The sequence below is a fragment of the Spirosoma koreense genome, assembly GCF_054777875.1.
Genome location: NZ_BAAHAC010000022.1, coordinates 680,155 through 693,322 on the forward strand (window position 1 = coordinate 680,155; position 13,168 = coordinate 693,322).

10 protein-coding genes are annotated in these 13,168 nt (G+C 54.4%); 1 reads left to right on the top strand and 9 read right to left on the bottom strand.

Annotated features, from left to right (window positions below; translation table 11 throughout):
• Window positions 1–292 precede the first annotated feature (292 nt).
• A complete protein-coding gene (locus ACYVC2_RS16245) occupies window positions 293–961 on the top strand; it encodes a hypothetical protein (protein ID WP_461103534.1) in 669 nt (222 codons plus the stop codon).
• A gap of 5 nt (window positions 962–966) precedes the next feature.
• Here ACYVC2_RS16245 and ACYVC2_RS16250 read toward each other — a convergent pair whose 3' ends face one another.
• The 9 genes from ACYVC2_RS16250 to ACYVC2_RS16290 all read right to left on the bottom strand — a co-directional run bounded on the left by ACYVC2_RS16250 (window position 967) and on the right by ACYVC2_RS16290 (window position 13,124).
• Entirely contained in the window at window positions 967–2,253 is a 1,287-nt protein-coding gene (locus ACYVC2_RS16250; protein ID WP_461103536.1) for a serine hydrolase domain-containing protein, read from the bottom strand.
• A gap of 53 nt (window positions 2,254–2,306) precedes the next feature.
• Window positions 2,307–3,779, bottom strand: a complete 1,473-nt coding sequence (locus ACYVC2_RS16255) for a serine hydrolase domain-containing protein (RefSeq protein WP_461103538.1) — start codon at window positions 3,777–3,779, stop codon at window positions 2,307–2,309.
• A gap of 74 nt (window positions 3,780–3,853) precedes the next feature.
• Window positions 3,854–4,774 (bottom strand): DUF4097 family beta strand repeat-containing protein, encoded by a 921-nt coding sequence (locus ACYVC2_RS16260; protein ID WP_461103540.1) that lies wholly within the window; start codon window positions 4,772–4,774, stop codon window positions 3,854–3,856.
• Complete coding sequence (locus ACYVC2_RS16265) at window positions 4,775–5,641, bottom strand: DUF4097 family beta strand repeat-containing protein (RefSeq protein WP_461103542.1); 867 nt, start codon at window positions 5,639–5,641, stop codon at window positions 4,775–4,777.
• A gap of 55 nt (window positions 5,642–5,696) precedes the next feature.
• Window positions 5,697–6,533 (bottom strand): zf-HC2 domain-containing protein, encoded by an 837-nt coding sequence (locus ACYVC2_RS16270; RefSeq protein WP_461103544.1) that lies wholly within the window; start codon window positions 6,531–6,533, stop codon window positions 5,697–5,699.
• The gene (locus ACYVC2_RS16275) at window positions 6,508–7,053 is read right to left on the bottom strand and encodes an RNA polymerase sigma factor (RefSeq protein WP_461107161.1); all 546 of its coding nucleotides are present in this window, start codon (window positions 7,051–7,053) and stop codon (window positions 6,508–6,510) included. Before ACYVC2_RS16275 ends, ACYVC2_RS16270 begins: the two co-directional genes overlap by 26 nt.
• Before the next feature lie 231 nt (window positions 7,054–7,284).
• Window positions 7,285–9,738: an ABC transporter permease gene (locus ACYVC2_RS16280; RefSeq protein WP_461103546.1), complete on the bottom strand. Its 2,454-nt coding sequence runs from the start codon at window positions 9,736–9,738 to the stop codon at window positions 7,285–7,287.
• A 187-nt stretch (window positions 9,739–9,925) separates the two neighbouring features.
• On the bottom strand, window positions 9,926–10,516 hold the full coding sequence (locus ACYVC2_RS16285; RefSeq protein ID WP_461103548.1) for a hypothetical protein: 591 nt from the start codon (window positions 10,514–10,516) through the stop codon (window positions 9,926–9,928).
• A 223-nt stretch (window positions 10,517–10,739) separates the two neighbouring features.
• Window positions 10,740–13,124 (bottom strand): ABC transporter permease, encoded by a 2,385-nt coding sequence (locus tag ACYVC2_RS16290; RefSeq protein ID WP_461103550.1) that lies wholly within the window; start codon window positions 13,122–13,124, stop codon window positions 10,740–10,742.
• Between the last annotated feature and the right edge of the window lie 44 nt (window positions 13,125–13,168).

Sequence of the window (13,168 nt, forward strand, 5' to 3'; positions counted from 1 at the left end):
TGCTATCCCTGCTCCGCACACACTAGGGATACGCTCAAATATTATACCACTGATCGTAAAGTTTTGATATTTAAGGGTTTATATGAAGAAAGCGAACGTAGTCCGTCCGGAACCGGACGGACTACGTTCGCTTGCGGACAGGCTATTTACGCTTCGGAATACCCTTCACGCTATGGCTCTGCGTCCTGTGTATGGAAGGGTTGGGCTGGTTTACTATGTAGAATGATTCAGAGCGGAGACGCAACCCAAAGTTGCTGACCGCCGTATCGAACAAAAAACCAACCGAATGCTTATGTCAAAACTTTTCATGTTCCTGCTGTTGCTCGGCATCCAGGTACAGGCTCAGAATATGGCGACCACTATGAGCCTGAACGCCGACGCTGAAGATTCGTTATCAACCACGCCGGTAAAGACGAGCCCAAACGAGTCGTACGAACGTCCGCTTCTACCCAACCGAATGCTGTTCACGCAGCGCATTTTCTGGGGAGCCAATGGCCTGCTCCGGGTTATGGACATTGCCCCACTGACGCAGGAAGGGCGGGAAAAAGAAATGAAGGTACGTCGGTTGATGCTGGTGTCGCATCAGGTGACGGGGTATGTAACCCTGGCCGGTTTGCTGATGCAGGGCATTTTAGGAAGCCAGCTAAATCACGCGTCGGGGGCAGAGTATGCCCGGCTTTCTCAACTGCAGCAAACCACGGCTACAATCACCAACGTTGCGTACGGCACGACCGCGCTTCTTTCGCTAACGGCTCCGCCTAAGATTGCAACCGATCGAAAAAAGTCGGGTGGGATTAACCTGCACAAATACCTGTCCATCATTCATCTGACGGGTATTATCGCTACGAACGTGCTGGCGGCAAAGGTACCGCAGAATTCGGAACTCAGGCCCTACCGTCAGGCCGCTGCATTTACTACACTAGCTGCGTTTGCACCCGCCCTGATCGCGCTCAAATTCTGAACCGTTCAGTTCGGCAGGGCAATGGCTCGCTCGTCGATAGCCGAAACAACCTGATTCGCCAGGGTAACGATCCGGCCTGCCGTTGTTCGGTCGCATTCGTTCGAGACGACCACAATGCCCAGGTTCAGCTCGGGATAATTGACGCATAAGCTGCTGAAACCCGGAATGTTTCCGTCCTGCCAGATCGCCCGGTTGCCGGCTACGTTCAGGATTTGCCAGTTCAGCCCTGCCGAATAACGGTTTGCGTTGCCCCAGGTGGGCCGGTGCGCCAGTCGGGCGGCTTCGGCCTGCTCCGCAACGTTCCACTGCACGTAGTTGAGCATGTCTGCAACCGTCGATTTGAGGGCGCAGGCTCCCTGCAATTCATCGGGGCTGTGCGGCATCTCTACGCCCTGATAATTATATCCTTTGGCAAGCCGACTCTGCTCCGAAGCCGCCAGGGTTATTCTGGTACGATGCATACCGAGCGGCTGGGTTATTTTCTGGCGTACGAGTTCTTCGAACGACATCCGGTATACGCGCTCCAGAATGTAACCCAGCAGTTGGGCGCCGGCATTGGAGTACCGGAAGGTATAGCCCGGTGCGCCATCGAGTACGACGTCGTGCAGGTCGGCGTAAAAATCGTCGCGGGTGTAGTGCGCCAATAGCGATGCCGCAATGGCCGATGAGGGGATGCTGGTGTTGTCGAACGCATCCGGACGATCGGGCAGGAGGAACGGTAAACCCGACCGGTGGTTAATGAGGTGAAAGAGCCGGATAGGTTGCTCCTGGTATTCCAGGTTAGGATAACTGCCCGGCAGGTATTTTCGGATATCGTCGCCCAGACCCACCTTTTTTTCAACTACGGCCTGCGCCAGCAACGCGCCCGTAAACGTCTTGGTAATCGACGCAATGGGGTAGACCGTGTGGCTGGTGGGCAGTTGCTGCCGACCTTTTTCGACCGTACCGTAGTTGTACACGTAAGTTTGCCCGTCCTTAAAAATACCCAGCGAAAGCCCTACAGACTGCGGGGCAGTCATGAATTGCTGAGCCGCCTGCTCGACGATAAAATCAACGGGCCGTTTAAGCGGATTATCCGTAGAGGCTTTTTTTGGCACTGTCGGTATGGCGGTAGTCCGTTTCGGATGATTAAGCGCCGATGGAAACAGAAAAAGAGCGGAGATAAGCCAGGCATTCATGAGTAATCGGCTGGTTTTAAGTTGAGTGGTCGGCCACTTTCCGGGAAGGCTGAATTCATCCTGCCGGTAGCGATTTCTATGAAGATGCGGTTTTGGGTAAGGAAGTTGCTTCATCGGCCGAATAAATAAATGTTCCGGAGGCCTATCCTATTGTGTTTTACTCGCAGCTAGTTGCCAGTCGGTTCGCCAGTTTTTTTCAGATAATCGATGGCATTGGTGTTCTGAGGGTTCAGCGCCAGCGACCGTTTGTAGTTTTCAATGGCGAGTTTGCGGTTGCCCACCCGCTCGTAGGTTTCAGCCAGACTGTCGTAGGTATTCCAGGCGTTAGGGTACAGTTGCACATTCAGCCTGAAAATCTCAACGGCTTCCTGAAGCCTGTTCTGTCCGACGAGCGTATAGCCCCAGCTGTTTATGTAGTTTTCGGTCAGGTGCAGTTCGGGGTGCTTTTTACGAACGTCCTCAACTACCGAAATAGCCTGGGCGTAACCGCGCTGCTGGAGGGCTGCGTTGAGTGCTTTCAGAGCGGCTGGTTCACCAAATAGCGTATCCATGATCTTTTTCGACAGTTCGCCGAGTTGGTTCTGAGTCGATTGTCCAGCGTCGTTTGCCAGCAGCACCAAACCTACCTGCCGATCGGGATACAGGTCGCAGTAGCTGGCAAAGCCGAACGTACCGCCCGAATGTTCCAGTTGTCGCTGGCTGTCGAGGGTCTTGTGAAGAAACCAGTTCAGCCCGAACGCCAGGTTGTCTACGTTGCCCCAGGTAAGCTGATGGCTCAGCCGCACGGCTTTGCCTAAATCCGTCGTGGCGGTTTCATCGAGTTGGAAGGCTGCGTATGTCAGCAGATCGGCCGCACTGTAGCGTAAGCCACCGGCGGCCTGCATCGCTTTCATCGTAAAAGCAGGCATCCGGCTTCCCCCTGCATTATACCCAATGGCAAACGCATCGGAGGACGTCAGCGCGAACGTGCTGTGCATACCGAGCGGTCGCTCGATCTGTGTTTCCACCAACTGTTCGTAAGGCATCTGGTAGATTTTCTCCAGAATATAACTCAGCAACTGAGCCGCTACGTTGGAGTGCCGGGGATTCTGTCCCGGCGCCGTCCTGAGCGTGACCGCGTGCAGATCGCGAAAAAAGTCCTGCTTTGTATACTGGCGCAAATCGTTCACAATCCGAAACGGAAGCGAATCGGGATTCGTCTGCTTATACACCTCTGGCTTATCCGGAAAATTATCCGGCAACTCAGAGGTCCAGTTGGTCAACTGCACCAGTTGAATAGGCTTGCCATCGTAGGCCAGGTTTGGGTAATCGCCGTCCAGGTACTGGCGGATGTCGTCGGTCAGCAGAACGCGTTTCTCGACCACCGCTTTTGCCAGCAGCAGACTTCCGAACGTTTTAGTGATCGAGCCAATTTCGAAAATGGTCTGCTGCGTGGGAAGCTGGTTTTTCCCTTTCTCCGCCGTACCGAAGTTGTAGAAAGCCGTTTTCCCGTTGCGCACGATACCGATGGCCAGACCTACATGCCCCTGCTCCTGAACAAATGCGGTGCCCAACTGCTGAATGGCCGTTTCGGAAGCCGTTTTCTGATGGCTTTCAGTTACCGACGAATTTACCTGGCCAGAAGCTATTTTCGTTATCAAAGCGAAAAAACACAGACCGATAGTACGTTGCTGGATGCGCATACGGATGAATTGCTAAACGGATCGGTGGGGGCTTATTTCGCCTTACGGACGTAAATATTCCCGTTCATATTCTTCATCATGATCTCGCGGCCTCCGCCGTTGACTTTGCCCTGTACCCAATCGTCGACGGTTACCCGATACATGCCGTTCTGACTCGTTCGGTTGACTTTAGGCTGGGTTTTATCCACGTCGATGTCGAAATCGCTGTAGACATCGCCCCGGTCCGATTTGAGCTTCAGGTTCATCTTGGCCGAAGCCGGAAAGGTTACGTCGACACTGCCGTTGAGGGTCGAGAACGCCATCGGGGCATCGGTATTCACGTTCTTAAACGTCGCCTTGACCGCACCGTTGACCGTATTGGCCACGGCTGAGCCCGAAACGCCATTCAGCTCGATGGCCCCGTTCACGTTCTTGACTTCCATCTCGCCGTTGACATTTTCGACCGAAATATCTCCCTGATTGATCGTGCCGATGCGCAGGCTGAACTGCTGAGGTACTTTGATGGTCAGATCGACCGGCTGGCGCATCGAGTTGGCTTCAATTTTAACCGTATTGTTCATTTCCCTGGCGCTAACATCGAAAGGGTTACCCTGGCTGATGTGTTTCATACCGCTGGCGGATGCGCTCCGGTCGTCGTCATCGTCGCGTCGTCCCCGGCGGGCACTGCCGCTGGCGGCAATGTCGATCACTACGTCCTTACCCGTATACCCGACGACATTGATCGACCCATTGATCAGGTTCACCTGAAGCGTTCCTGGCTTGCCGGGTGTGCTCAGCGGTACGACCAACTGTTCCTTGACGTCATTCTGCGCCAATAGGGGAGTGGTTAGAAGGGAAATGAATAATGCATAATGAATACTGGATAATGGGCGGATAGACAGGCAATTTTTCATTGTCCATTGTTCATTATTCATTATCCATTGTAAAATCTGGTTCAGTCGATTCGTTTTCATCTAGGATTGCTTTTTGATGTAAATATTTCCGTTAAAAGTTTCGAACCTGAGCACCTTGCCGCCGTTTCCGATGCGGATGGCTGTGTCCTTGTTTAGTTTATAGACCGTTCCGTCGCTGGTTTTCTGCTCGGTTTTGATCGCTTTCAGGGGCAACGATTCGGCATTGGGGAAATCGGTGAAGAAACTTCCCTGAAACGTCTTGAAGTGCAGATCGGCCGACAGATTGGCTGGGTAAGTGACCCGAATTGTGCCGTTGAGCGTATAATACGACGAATTTTCCGGCGGGTTCGCTACGTAGCTGATATCGACATTCCCGTTGATCGTATGCGCATCGGTCGTTCCTTTGACATTCGTCAGCGTGATGGCTCCATTGACGTTCCGTGCTTTCAGGTTCCCGTTCACATCTTTCACGCTGACGTCTCCCCGGTTCACCGTCGACGCGATCAGCTTCATAGCGTTCGGAATTTTTACGGTAAACGCCAGGGTGAAATCGTAATCGACATCCCGGTCGTTGTGCTGGTTATTTCTCCGGAATCGGCGGGGGCGGGTGTCGTAGGGCTCGGCCAGGTAGGCAAGGATGCTGTCGCCTTTCTGCTCCATCTGCAACTGAAGTTCCTTCTTGCCAAATTCCAGATCTTCAGCCGTTTTAGCCGTGATGGATTTGTCGATATCGATCACCACCTTATCGCCCGAATAGCCCTCGACTTTGACAAAGCCGTTGAGGTTGTAAATCGCCAGCGTACCAGCCGCGGCATTCGATACGGTAAATTCTTTTCTGATGTGCTCTTTGAATTCCTGAGCCGTTGCCGGCGACTGGGCACAAGAAAGTACCAGCCCCGTCAGCGCGGGGAGTAGAAACAGTTTCATGAGTTTGACTGGAGTTAAGTGTTTACAGATGCGCGGGTAGCCAGGTTCGCTAAAATCAGGACAGGTCGCGGATGCTTTGCTCGATCTTGCCCTTCACCAGGTGATTCAGCTTATCGTCGCGGAGCAACTGCCGAAGCGGCTTGATGGAGCGTTTCTCCTGCAGTTTCACCATTACGTCGGCCAGAGCCGACTGCACCAACGGCGAGTCCTGCCGGGTAATCGACTGTACCAGCCCTTCGCGTACCTTCGCGTGATCGGCCAGTTTCGCCAGGGCTTCCAGCGTAACCAACCGGACGTTGTCGTTATCGTCGTTGTTGAGCGTAGTCAGCAGGGCGTCCACCACCTTCTCGTCTACCTGACTGATTTCTTCGGTATAGCTCACCGCCCGCAGCCGTTCGGAAGCGGCCGGGTTTTCCAGGAGCGAAAGCATCATCATCTGCCGCATTTCCTGTACCTGATTCGACAGCGTGTCGATCTGTTGCTGATACGCCACCGTCGGTGTGCTGGACCGGTGGAACCAATAACCGGCCGCTATGCCAACGCTCAGTAAAACAAAGCTGTAGGCCAGTCGAAAAGCTACCCGGGGAGCCACAAGCCGGCGAAGTTTTATCAGCAGGTCTTCCCATCCACTTTCCTGTTCTTCGGCTACAGTCTGTTTATACGTGTCGAGCATGGCCTGAAACCGAACCTTTGCCTGGTCGCCTGGCTCCGGCGTCGGGGTATTTCCCATCAGCTGCCAGAGTTGCCGCATCGAATCGGCGTCGGCCCGGCAGCCGGGGCATTCGGCCAAATGCGCTTCCAGATCGGCCCGCTCCGGCTCCGACAACTGGTGGCTGAGCCAGTCAGTCAACCGGTTGGTGGTTCGTTCACAGTTTATAGGAAGTTTTTCCATTTTCAATCGTCAGGTAAATCTTTTTCAACTCATTCATTGCCCGGTGCACCCGCACTTTGATCGCGCCCTCAGTCGTGTTCAGCACTTTGGCAATCTCTTCGTATTTCAATTCCTGAAACCGGCTCAGCACCAGCACTTCCCGGTTTTCAGGGCTGAGCCTGGCCATCGCCCGGTGCAGCGTATCGACCTCCTGCTCTTTTTGAAACGACGCATCGGCCGCCGGTCCGCCTGCAATCCGCTCTGCCATATCGGCAATGTCATACTGCTGGGCTGAGCGCTTGTTCTGCTTGCTGTGATCGACCAGCACATTCCGGGCCAGGTGATACATCCAGCTTCTGAACTCACCGTCGCCCGTGAAGGTATGGCGGTATTTCAGCATTCGGTAGAACACCGTCTGGACCATGTCTTCGCTGGCCTCACGCTGATTGGTCATGTGAAACAGAAATCCGAACAGAGGTCGGTGGTAGCGCTCGAAGAGCAGCCCCATCGTGTCCAGATTACCGGCTTTCACCTGAAGCATCAGGGCGTTGTCTGTCAGAGCGTTCAACCGTTTTTAACGTTGTATCGGGTGGAATTTGGACTGGAAACTGCGCGAACCGGAGGAGGTTACAGAAAAAGTGAAAAAAATTTGACGAAGGGCAGAGGGGAAAGGGCAGAGGGGAAAGGGCAGAGGGGTAAGGGCAGAGGGGTAAGGGTTGGGTAGTTTGCCCCCATGCCCCCATGCCCTTTCCCCTACCCCCGCTGCCCTTCTCTATTCGCTCCGCAGACTTCTAACGGGGTTCATCAGCGCGGCCTTTACGCTTTGCAGGCTGACGGTCAGGAGTGCAATGCCCACGGCCAGCAAACCGGCCAGCCCGAACATCCACCAGGCGATGTCGATTTTGTAGGCAAACTCCTGCAGCCAGCGGTTCATGGCGTACCAGGCAATGGGTGAGGCAATGACAATGGCGATCAGTACCAGTTTGAGGAAATCTTTCGAGAGCAGGGCCACGATGCTGGTAACGCTGGCTCCCAGCACTTTCCGAACGCCAATCTCTTTGGTTCGCTGTTCGGTCGTGAAAGCGGCCAGCCCGAACAAACCCAGGCAGGCAATGAAAATAGCCAGGCCTGAGGCCAGGGTAAACACCTGGCCATACTGCTGTTCGCTCTGGTACTGCCGGTTGTAGTTTTCGTCGGCGAAGTAGTATTCGAACGGATTGCCGGGGTAACTGGCTTTATACAGCCGTTCCAGCTCCGCCAGCTTATCCTGCACCCGATCCGAACCGGTTGTTCGGGTTATCAACTGAACGGTCAGGTCGCTGACCGACCGGCGCGGCATGAAAATAACGGGGTCGATAGCCTGCCGTACACTCTGGTGGTGATAGTCTTTCACCACACCCACAATTTCGTACGGCTTGCCCCAGTTGATGATCTGCATGACCGCTTTTTCGGGTGAGGCAAAACCCAGTTTCCGGGCCGCTGTTTCGTTCACCATCAGTTTCCCGCTTTTCTCCCAGCCCAGCTCGGCTTCCTGAGTCGTAAAGTTTCGGCCGGCGGCCAGCCCGATTTCGTACGTTTTCAGAAAGCGGTCGTCGATGATGCCCATCGAGTAGCCAATTTTTTCGTCGCCGGGTTTGGGATTCTGCTGGGTAATGCCATTGGCCGTAAAGTTGTAGAAGTTGCCCGGCACGACCGTGGTCTGGCAGAAGCTCTTAACGTAGGGCAGCTGCGCCAGCTTATCTTCCAGCAGCGCGGTGCGGGGTGCAAACGGGCCATCGCCAATTTCGGGCCGCTTGATAACCACGCGCTGCGTTAGCCGGACACCCAGGTCTTTGTTCTGCATGAACTGCAACTGCCGGTACAAGACCAGTGTGGCAATGACCAGCGCAACCGACGCGCTGAACTGAGCCACAACCAGGGTCTGCCGTAGCCAGCTGCCCTTACCGGTCTGATAGCCGTTTCCTTTCAGCGTCTGAATGGGTCGGAAGGACGTCAGCGCAAACGCTACGTAACCGCCCGAGGCTAGTGCCCCGACGATCAGCAGGCACACACCCGCCAGCCAGACGCCATCTGTATTCAGGATCGCCAGCGACAAATCGATGTTTACGAAGGCATTGAAAACGGCTTGCAGGCACACGACCAGCCCCAGCGCCAGGCCAAAGCCCAGCAGGTTCAACAGCAGCGATTCGCCCAGGAACTGCCCGATCAACTGGCCGGGACCGGCGCCGATCACTTTCCGAACGCCGACTTCTTTGGCTCGTTTCAGCGCTCCGGCCGTCGACAGGTTGATGTAGTTGAACCAGGCAATTAGCAGGATCAGCCCGGCAATTCCCGTTAGTAAGTACACAAACCCGAGGCTACCCGTGGTTTGATACGAATCGCTCAGTGACGCAGCGAGGTGCATATGGGTGGCCGGCTGCAATCGATAAGTATTCTCTTCTTCCGGAGTCAGCTTCTTTTTTAGAGCATTCAGCTTGGCTTCCAGAGCCTGGTAGTCCGATTGGGAATTGGGGAGCTTCAGAAACGTGGTGAGATACGACCCGTCGAAACTGTCTAGTCGCGCCCAGTCGTTTCCGTTGAGGTTAGCCGGGTTTGCCAGGGTTTGCAGCGAAAAAACGGCGTCGAAAGCCAGATCGGAGTTGCCGGGCATATCGGCATAAACGGCCGTAACGGTGTACTGCGTTTTGCCGAACTGGTTGTTGAGAATCATCGTTCGGCCGATTGGCTTCGCATCTCCGAAATACTTGCGGGCCTGTGTCTGCGACAGGGCAACCGTATTGGGCTGAACCAGCGCCGTAGTGGCTGTACCCTGGATGAGCGGAAAGGTGAAAAGCGTGAAAAAGCTAGCATCGGCGTAAGCCAGCTTTTCTTCCCGAAACGACTGCTGCGACTGCCCGTCTTTGCCGGTCGTAAAACTGACGATGCCATTGGCCGAGTGCTCCGCAATGCGGCAGAAATCCGTCACTTCCGGAAATTTCTGTTTGGCCAGTGGGGCCACCGCCGGCGCCAGATCCGACCAGGTCTCTCCCGCGCGGTTCTGGCCCAGGACCCGATACAGAGTCGGTAGATTTTCGTGAAAGCTGTTGATGCTTCGTTCGTAGGCGATGTACTCCAGAATCAGCACGAAAGCGGCAATCCCGAGGGCCAGCCCCGACATGTTTATGATGGAAAAGACCTGATTCTTACGTAGGTTGCGCAGGGCGATTTTAATGTAGTTCGTTAGCATAGGTTTTTAGCGTGTAAGGGTACACCGAAGCCGACACGTCGACGGCGTGCGTGAGGTAAACGAAAAAAGTAGCTACGGTGAATCCGGGCGGAGCGAGCTTCCAGGATATACAAATGGGGTGTAAGATCGGAATTACACAACTGAATCCATCTTACACCCCACAAAAACAACAGGTTGTCGGTCGTACTTACTGGTTACCCAGCTTTATGCCGAAACTGCGCTCGGTTTCTTTGATGATGGCTTGTTTCTCAGGGTCGCTTTTGCCGATCACATTCGCCGTGCGTTCGATGATCAGCTCATCGCCGTCTTTCTGAAAGGTATACTGCATCCAGAGTCGGCCGTTTTCTTTGTCTTCCCGAACCAGCACCGACGAAGGCGCGACGTCGCTTGCCGACAGCGCTGAAGACGCATTGGCCACCATCGACTGATCCGCTGACCGATCTTCCGACTCATCGTCTCTCGAAACCCGCACGGTACGCTCTTTATGAATTTTCCGGGCCCGCTCAGTATACTTGCGGTCGATGTGGATGGCAGCGGTTTTCCCGGCTACGACCCGATCCAGCGAGTCGATTACGTGGTTTTCCAAAGCTTTTACCTCACTCTGGTCCATGTCTTCGACGTCGAACGAGCGGTTATAGTGAACCGACTGGCCTTGCTGCTCGATATCGACGCGAATCTGAAGTTGCCCACCATCGATCGTGACGAGCTTGCTGGACGACCGTTGTGCCACTGCGCCGAAGCCAATCGAAAGCAGGAACAGAGTAAAAAGCGTTTTCATAAATCGGCAGTCAATATGGAGGAATTTCGTTAAGCAAAAATACTCCCATCTAGGATCGTGCCAAATCTATAGGTGGTTGTCTATCAGGGATTTATTGGGTTGTTTGGCGCGAGGGTGTCCGCTATCGGACAAATGACGTACGACAGCGGACAAAGGGCGGGGATGGCGGGCATAGGGGTAAGGGCATGGGGTAGTCCCTTTGCCCTCACCCCTATGCCCTTCCCTACTCAGACCGCAAGCTCTTAACCGGATTGACGGTGGCGGCTCTGACGCTTTGAAAACTGACGGTGAGCAGCGCGATGACGATGGCCAGCAGGCCCGCCAGCGCAAATACCCACCACTCGATCGCCACTTTATAGGCAAACTCCTGTAGCCAACGGTTCATGGCGTACCAGGCAATGGGCGTGGCAATGACAATGGCGATCAGTACCAGTTTGAGGAAATCCTTCGAGAGCAGGGCCACGATGCTGCTTACCGATGCACCCAGTACTTTCCGAACACCGATCTCCTTCGTGCGTTGCTCGGCGGCAAACGCAGCTAGCCCGAATAGACCCAGACAGGCAATTAGCACGGCCAGAATCGTGAAGGTCAGCAACACTTCGCCCTGTTTCTGTTCGGCTTTGTATTGTCTGGAAAAGTTTTCGTCCAGGAAATGAAAATCGAGTGTAGCGGTCGGGTCGAAGGTGCGGTAGACCGACTGAATGTAAGCCAGCGCTTCAGTGACTTTATCCGGTTGTATCCGGACGTACAGATTGTCTTTATCACCAGCGGGTGGCATTTGCAACACCAGCGGCTCGATTTTGTGCTGAAGCGAATACGTATGAAAATCCTTCACAACGCCCACTACCTGTGCTTCGGCGGTGTGGTTCTGGTCGTCGATGAAATACTTAACCCGCTGCCCAACCGGTTGTTTCCAGCCGAGTTGCTTCACCAGGGTTTCGTTGACCAGGATGGCGCTCGATGCATCGCTTTTGAAAGATGCTGAGAAATTGCGTCCGCTCAGCAGCTTGATTTCCATCGTCTGGAGGTAATCCGGATCGACCAGGAATTTCTGAACGACCTGCGGAGTGGCCGGGAACGCACCGTTCTGCTCAAAGAAGATTCCGCTGCCGCCGATGTTGTTATTGCCAATCGGGTTGCTGGCCGCCGATGCGCTTGCTACCAGTGGGTTGCGAAGCAGCGCTTCCTTCAGCGCGTCGATGCGCTGGCGAACATCCTGATTGTCGATATGAAACGTGAGAACCTGTTCTTTGTTGAACCCTAAGTCCTTGTGCATCACGTAGCTCATTTGCCGGTAGACGATGCTCGAGCAGGTAATCAGCGCCACGGTGGCCACAAACTGAAATACTACCAGCGACTGCTTGAAGAGAATGCTGCCCGACTGATTGCCGACCTGACCTCGCAGGGCCGCCACGGGCCGGAAACCCGACAGCATCAGGGCCGGATAGAGCCCGCTCACCAGCCCGATCAGGAACGAAAATGCAGCAACGATCAGCAGTGTATTGACCAAGCCACCCAGCGACAGCGATTTGTCGGCCATCTGGTTGAAATACGGTAACGCTACCGTCGCCAGCGCGGCACTGAGCAGACCGGCCAGAAACGTCATCAGCATCGATTCGGTCAGGAATTGCCCGATCAGTTGATTTCGGTATGAGCCGATGGCTTTGCGAACCCCTACTTCACGGGTGCGCTTGAGGGCGCGGGCCGTGTACAGATTGACGTAATTGATGCAGGCAATCAGCAAAATCAGCGCGGCCACGGCGGCAAAGATGGAAACCGTCCGGGCGTTGCCGTTGGCGCTGATCTCATAGTCGAGGTGCGAGTGCAGGTGGATGGACGTCAGGGGCTGAAGCTCCATGCGGTAATCCACATTGCCCATTTCTTTTTCCAGATACTTGTGGAAAAAACCGGGTAGTTTGGCTTCCAACGCTTTGTAATCGCTGTCTTTGGTGAGTAGCAGGTACGTGTACGATTCAAAGCTTTGCCAGCCGCTCGTGTAGTTCGTGGGCAGCGACCGCAACGCTTTGAATTGCAGGTGCGAGTTTGTGGGAACGTCCTCCACAACACCCGTTACCGTGTTCGGAAAATGATTGCTGAATTCAATCACTTTACCAACGGCCTGGCTGGCGCTGCCAAACAGATTTTCGGCCAGGCTTTTGGTCAGAACGATGCTTTGCGGTTTGCTCAGCGCATTAGCCGGGTCGCCGTACAGAAACGGGAAGGTAAATACATCGAACACCGTCGGATCGCTGAACAGGATGTTGTCGGCCTGTATTTTTTTATCGTTATACGTGATGAGTCCACCGCCCTCGGGATTGAACCGAACGGTCTTTTCGATCTCCGGATAATCGGCTTTCAGCGCGGCCGCGTAGGGTGCGGACGTGGGCGCGAGTTTCAGATTTCCACCCGGCCACTGAGCATAATGAACCACCCGGACAATCCGGTCGGCGTTGGTATGAAAGCGGTCGTAGCTCAACTCATCGACCACATACAGCACCATCAGCCAGACAGCCGCCATGCCGATGCCCAGCCCGACGACATTGAGTCCGCTGAACAGTTTGTTTTTCCAGAAGGTCCGGACCGTAATTTTTACATGGTTGCGTAGCATGATCGGTAGACGTTGAAAGATGCCGGTTAGAAAACGTAGTCAAT

Coding starts and splice junctions, on each gene's coding strand:
- ACYVC2_RS16275 (WP_461107161.1), bottom strand. CDS start 7,053: ATGCTTCAGGTGAAAGCCGGTAATCTGGACACGATGGGGCTGCTCTTC.
- ACYVC2_RS16265 (WP_461103542.1), bottom strand. CDS start 5,641: ATGAAACTGTTTCTACTCCCCGCGCTGACGGGGCTGGTACTTTCTTGT.
- ACYVC2_RS16260 (WP_461103540.1), bottom strand. CDS start 4,774: ATGAAAACGAATCGACTGAACCAGATTTTACAATGGATAATGAATAAT.
- ACYVC2_RS16245 (WP_461103534.1), top strand. CDS start 293: ATGTCAAAACTTTTCATGTTCCTGCTGTTGCTCGGCATCCAGGTACAG.
- ACYVC2_RS16250 (WP_461103536.1), bottom strand. CDS start 2,253: ATGAAGCAACTTCCTTACCCAAAACCGCATCTTCATAGAAATCGCTAC.
- ACYVC2_RS16290 (WP_461103550.1), bottom strand. CDS start 13,124: ATGCTACGCAACCATGTAAAAATTACGGTCCGGACCTTCTGGAAAAAC.
- ACYVC2_RS16280 (WP_461103546.1), bottom strand. CDS start 9,738: ATGCTAACGAACTACATTAAAATCGCCCTGCGCAACCTACGTAAGAAT.
- ACYVC2_RS16270 (WP_461103544.1), bottom strand. CDS start 6,533: ATGGAAAAACTTCCTATAAACTGTGAACGAACCACCAACCGGTTGACT.
- ACYVC2_RS16285 (WP_461103548.1), bottom strand. CDS start 10,516: ATGAAAACGCTTTTTACTCTGTTCCTGCTTTCGATTGGCTTCGGCGCA.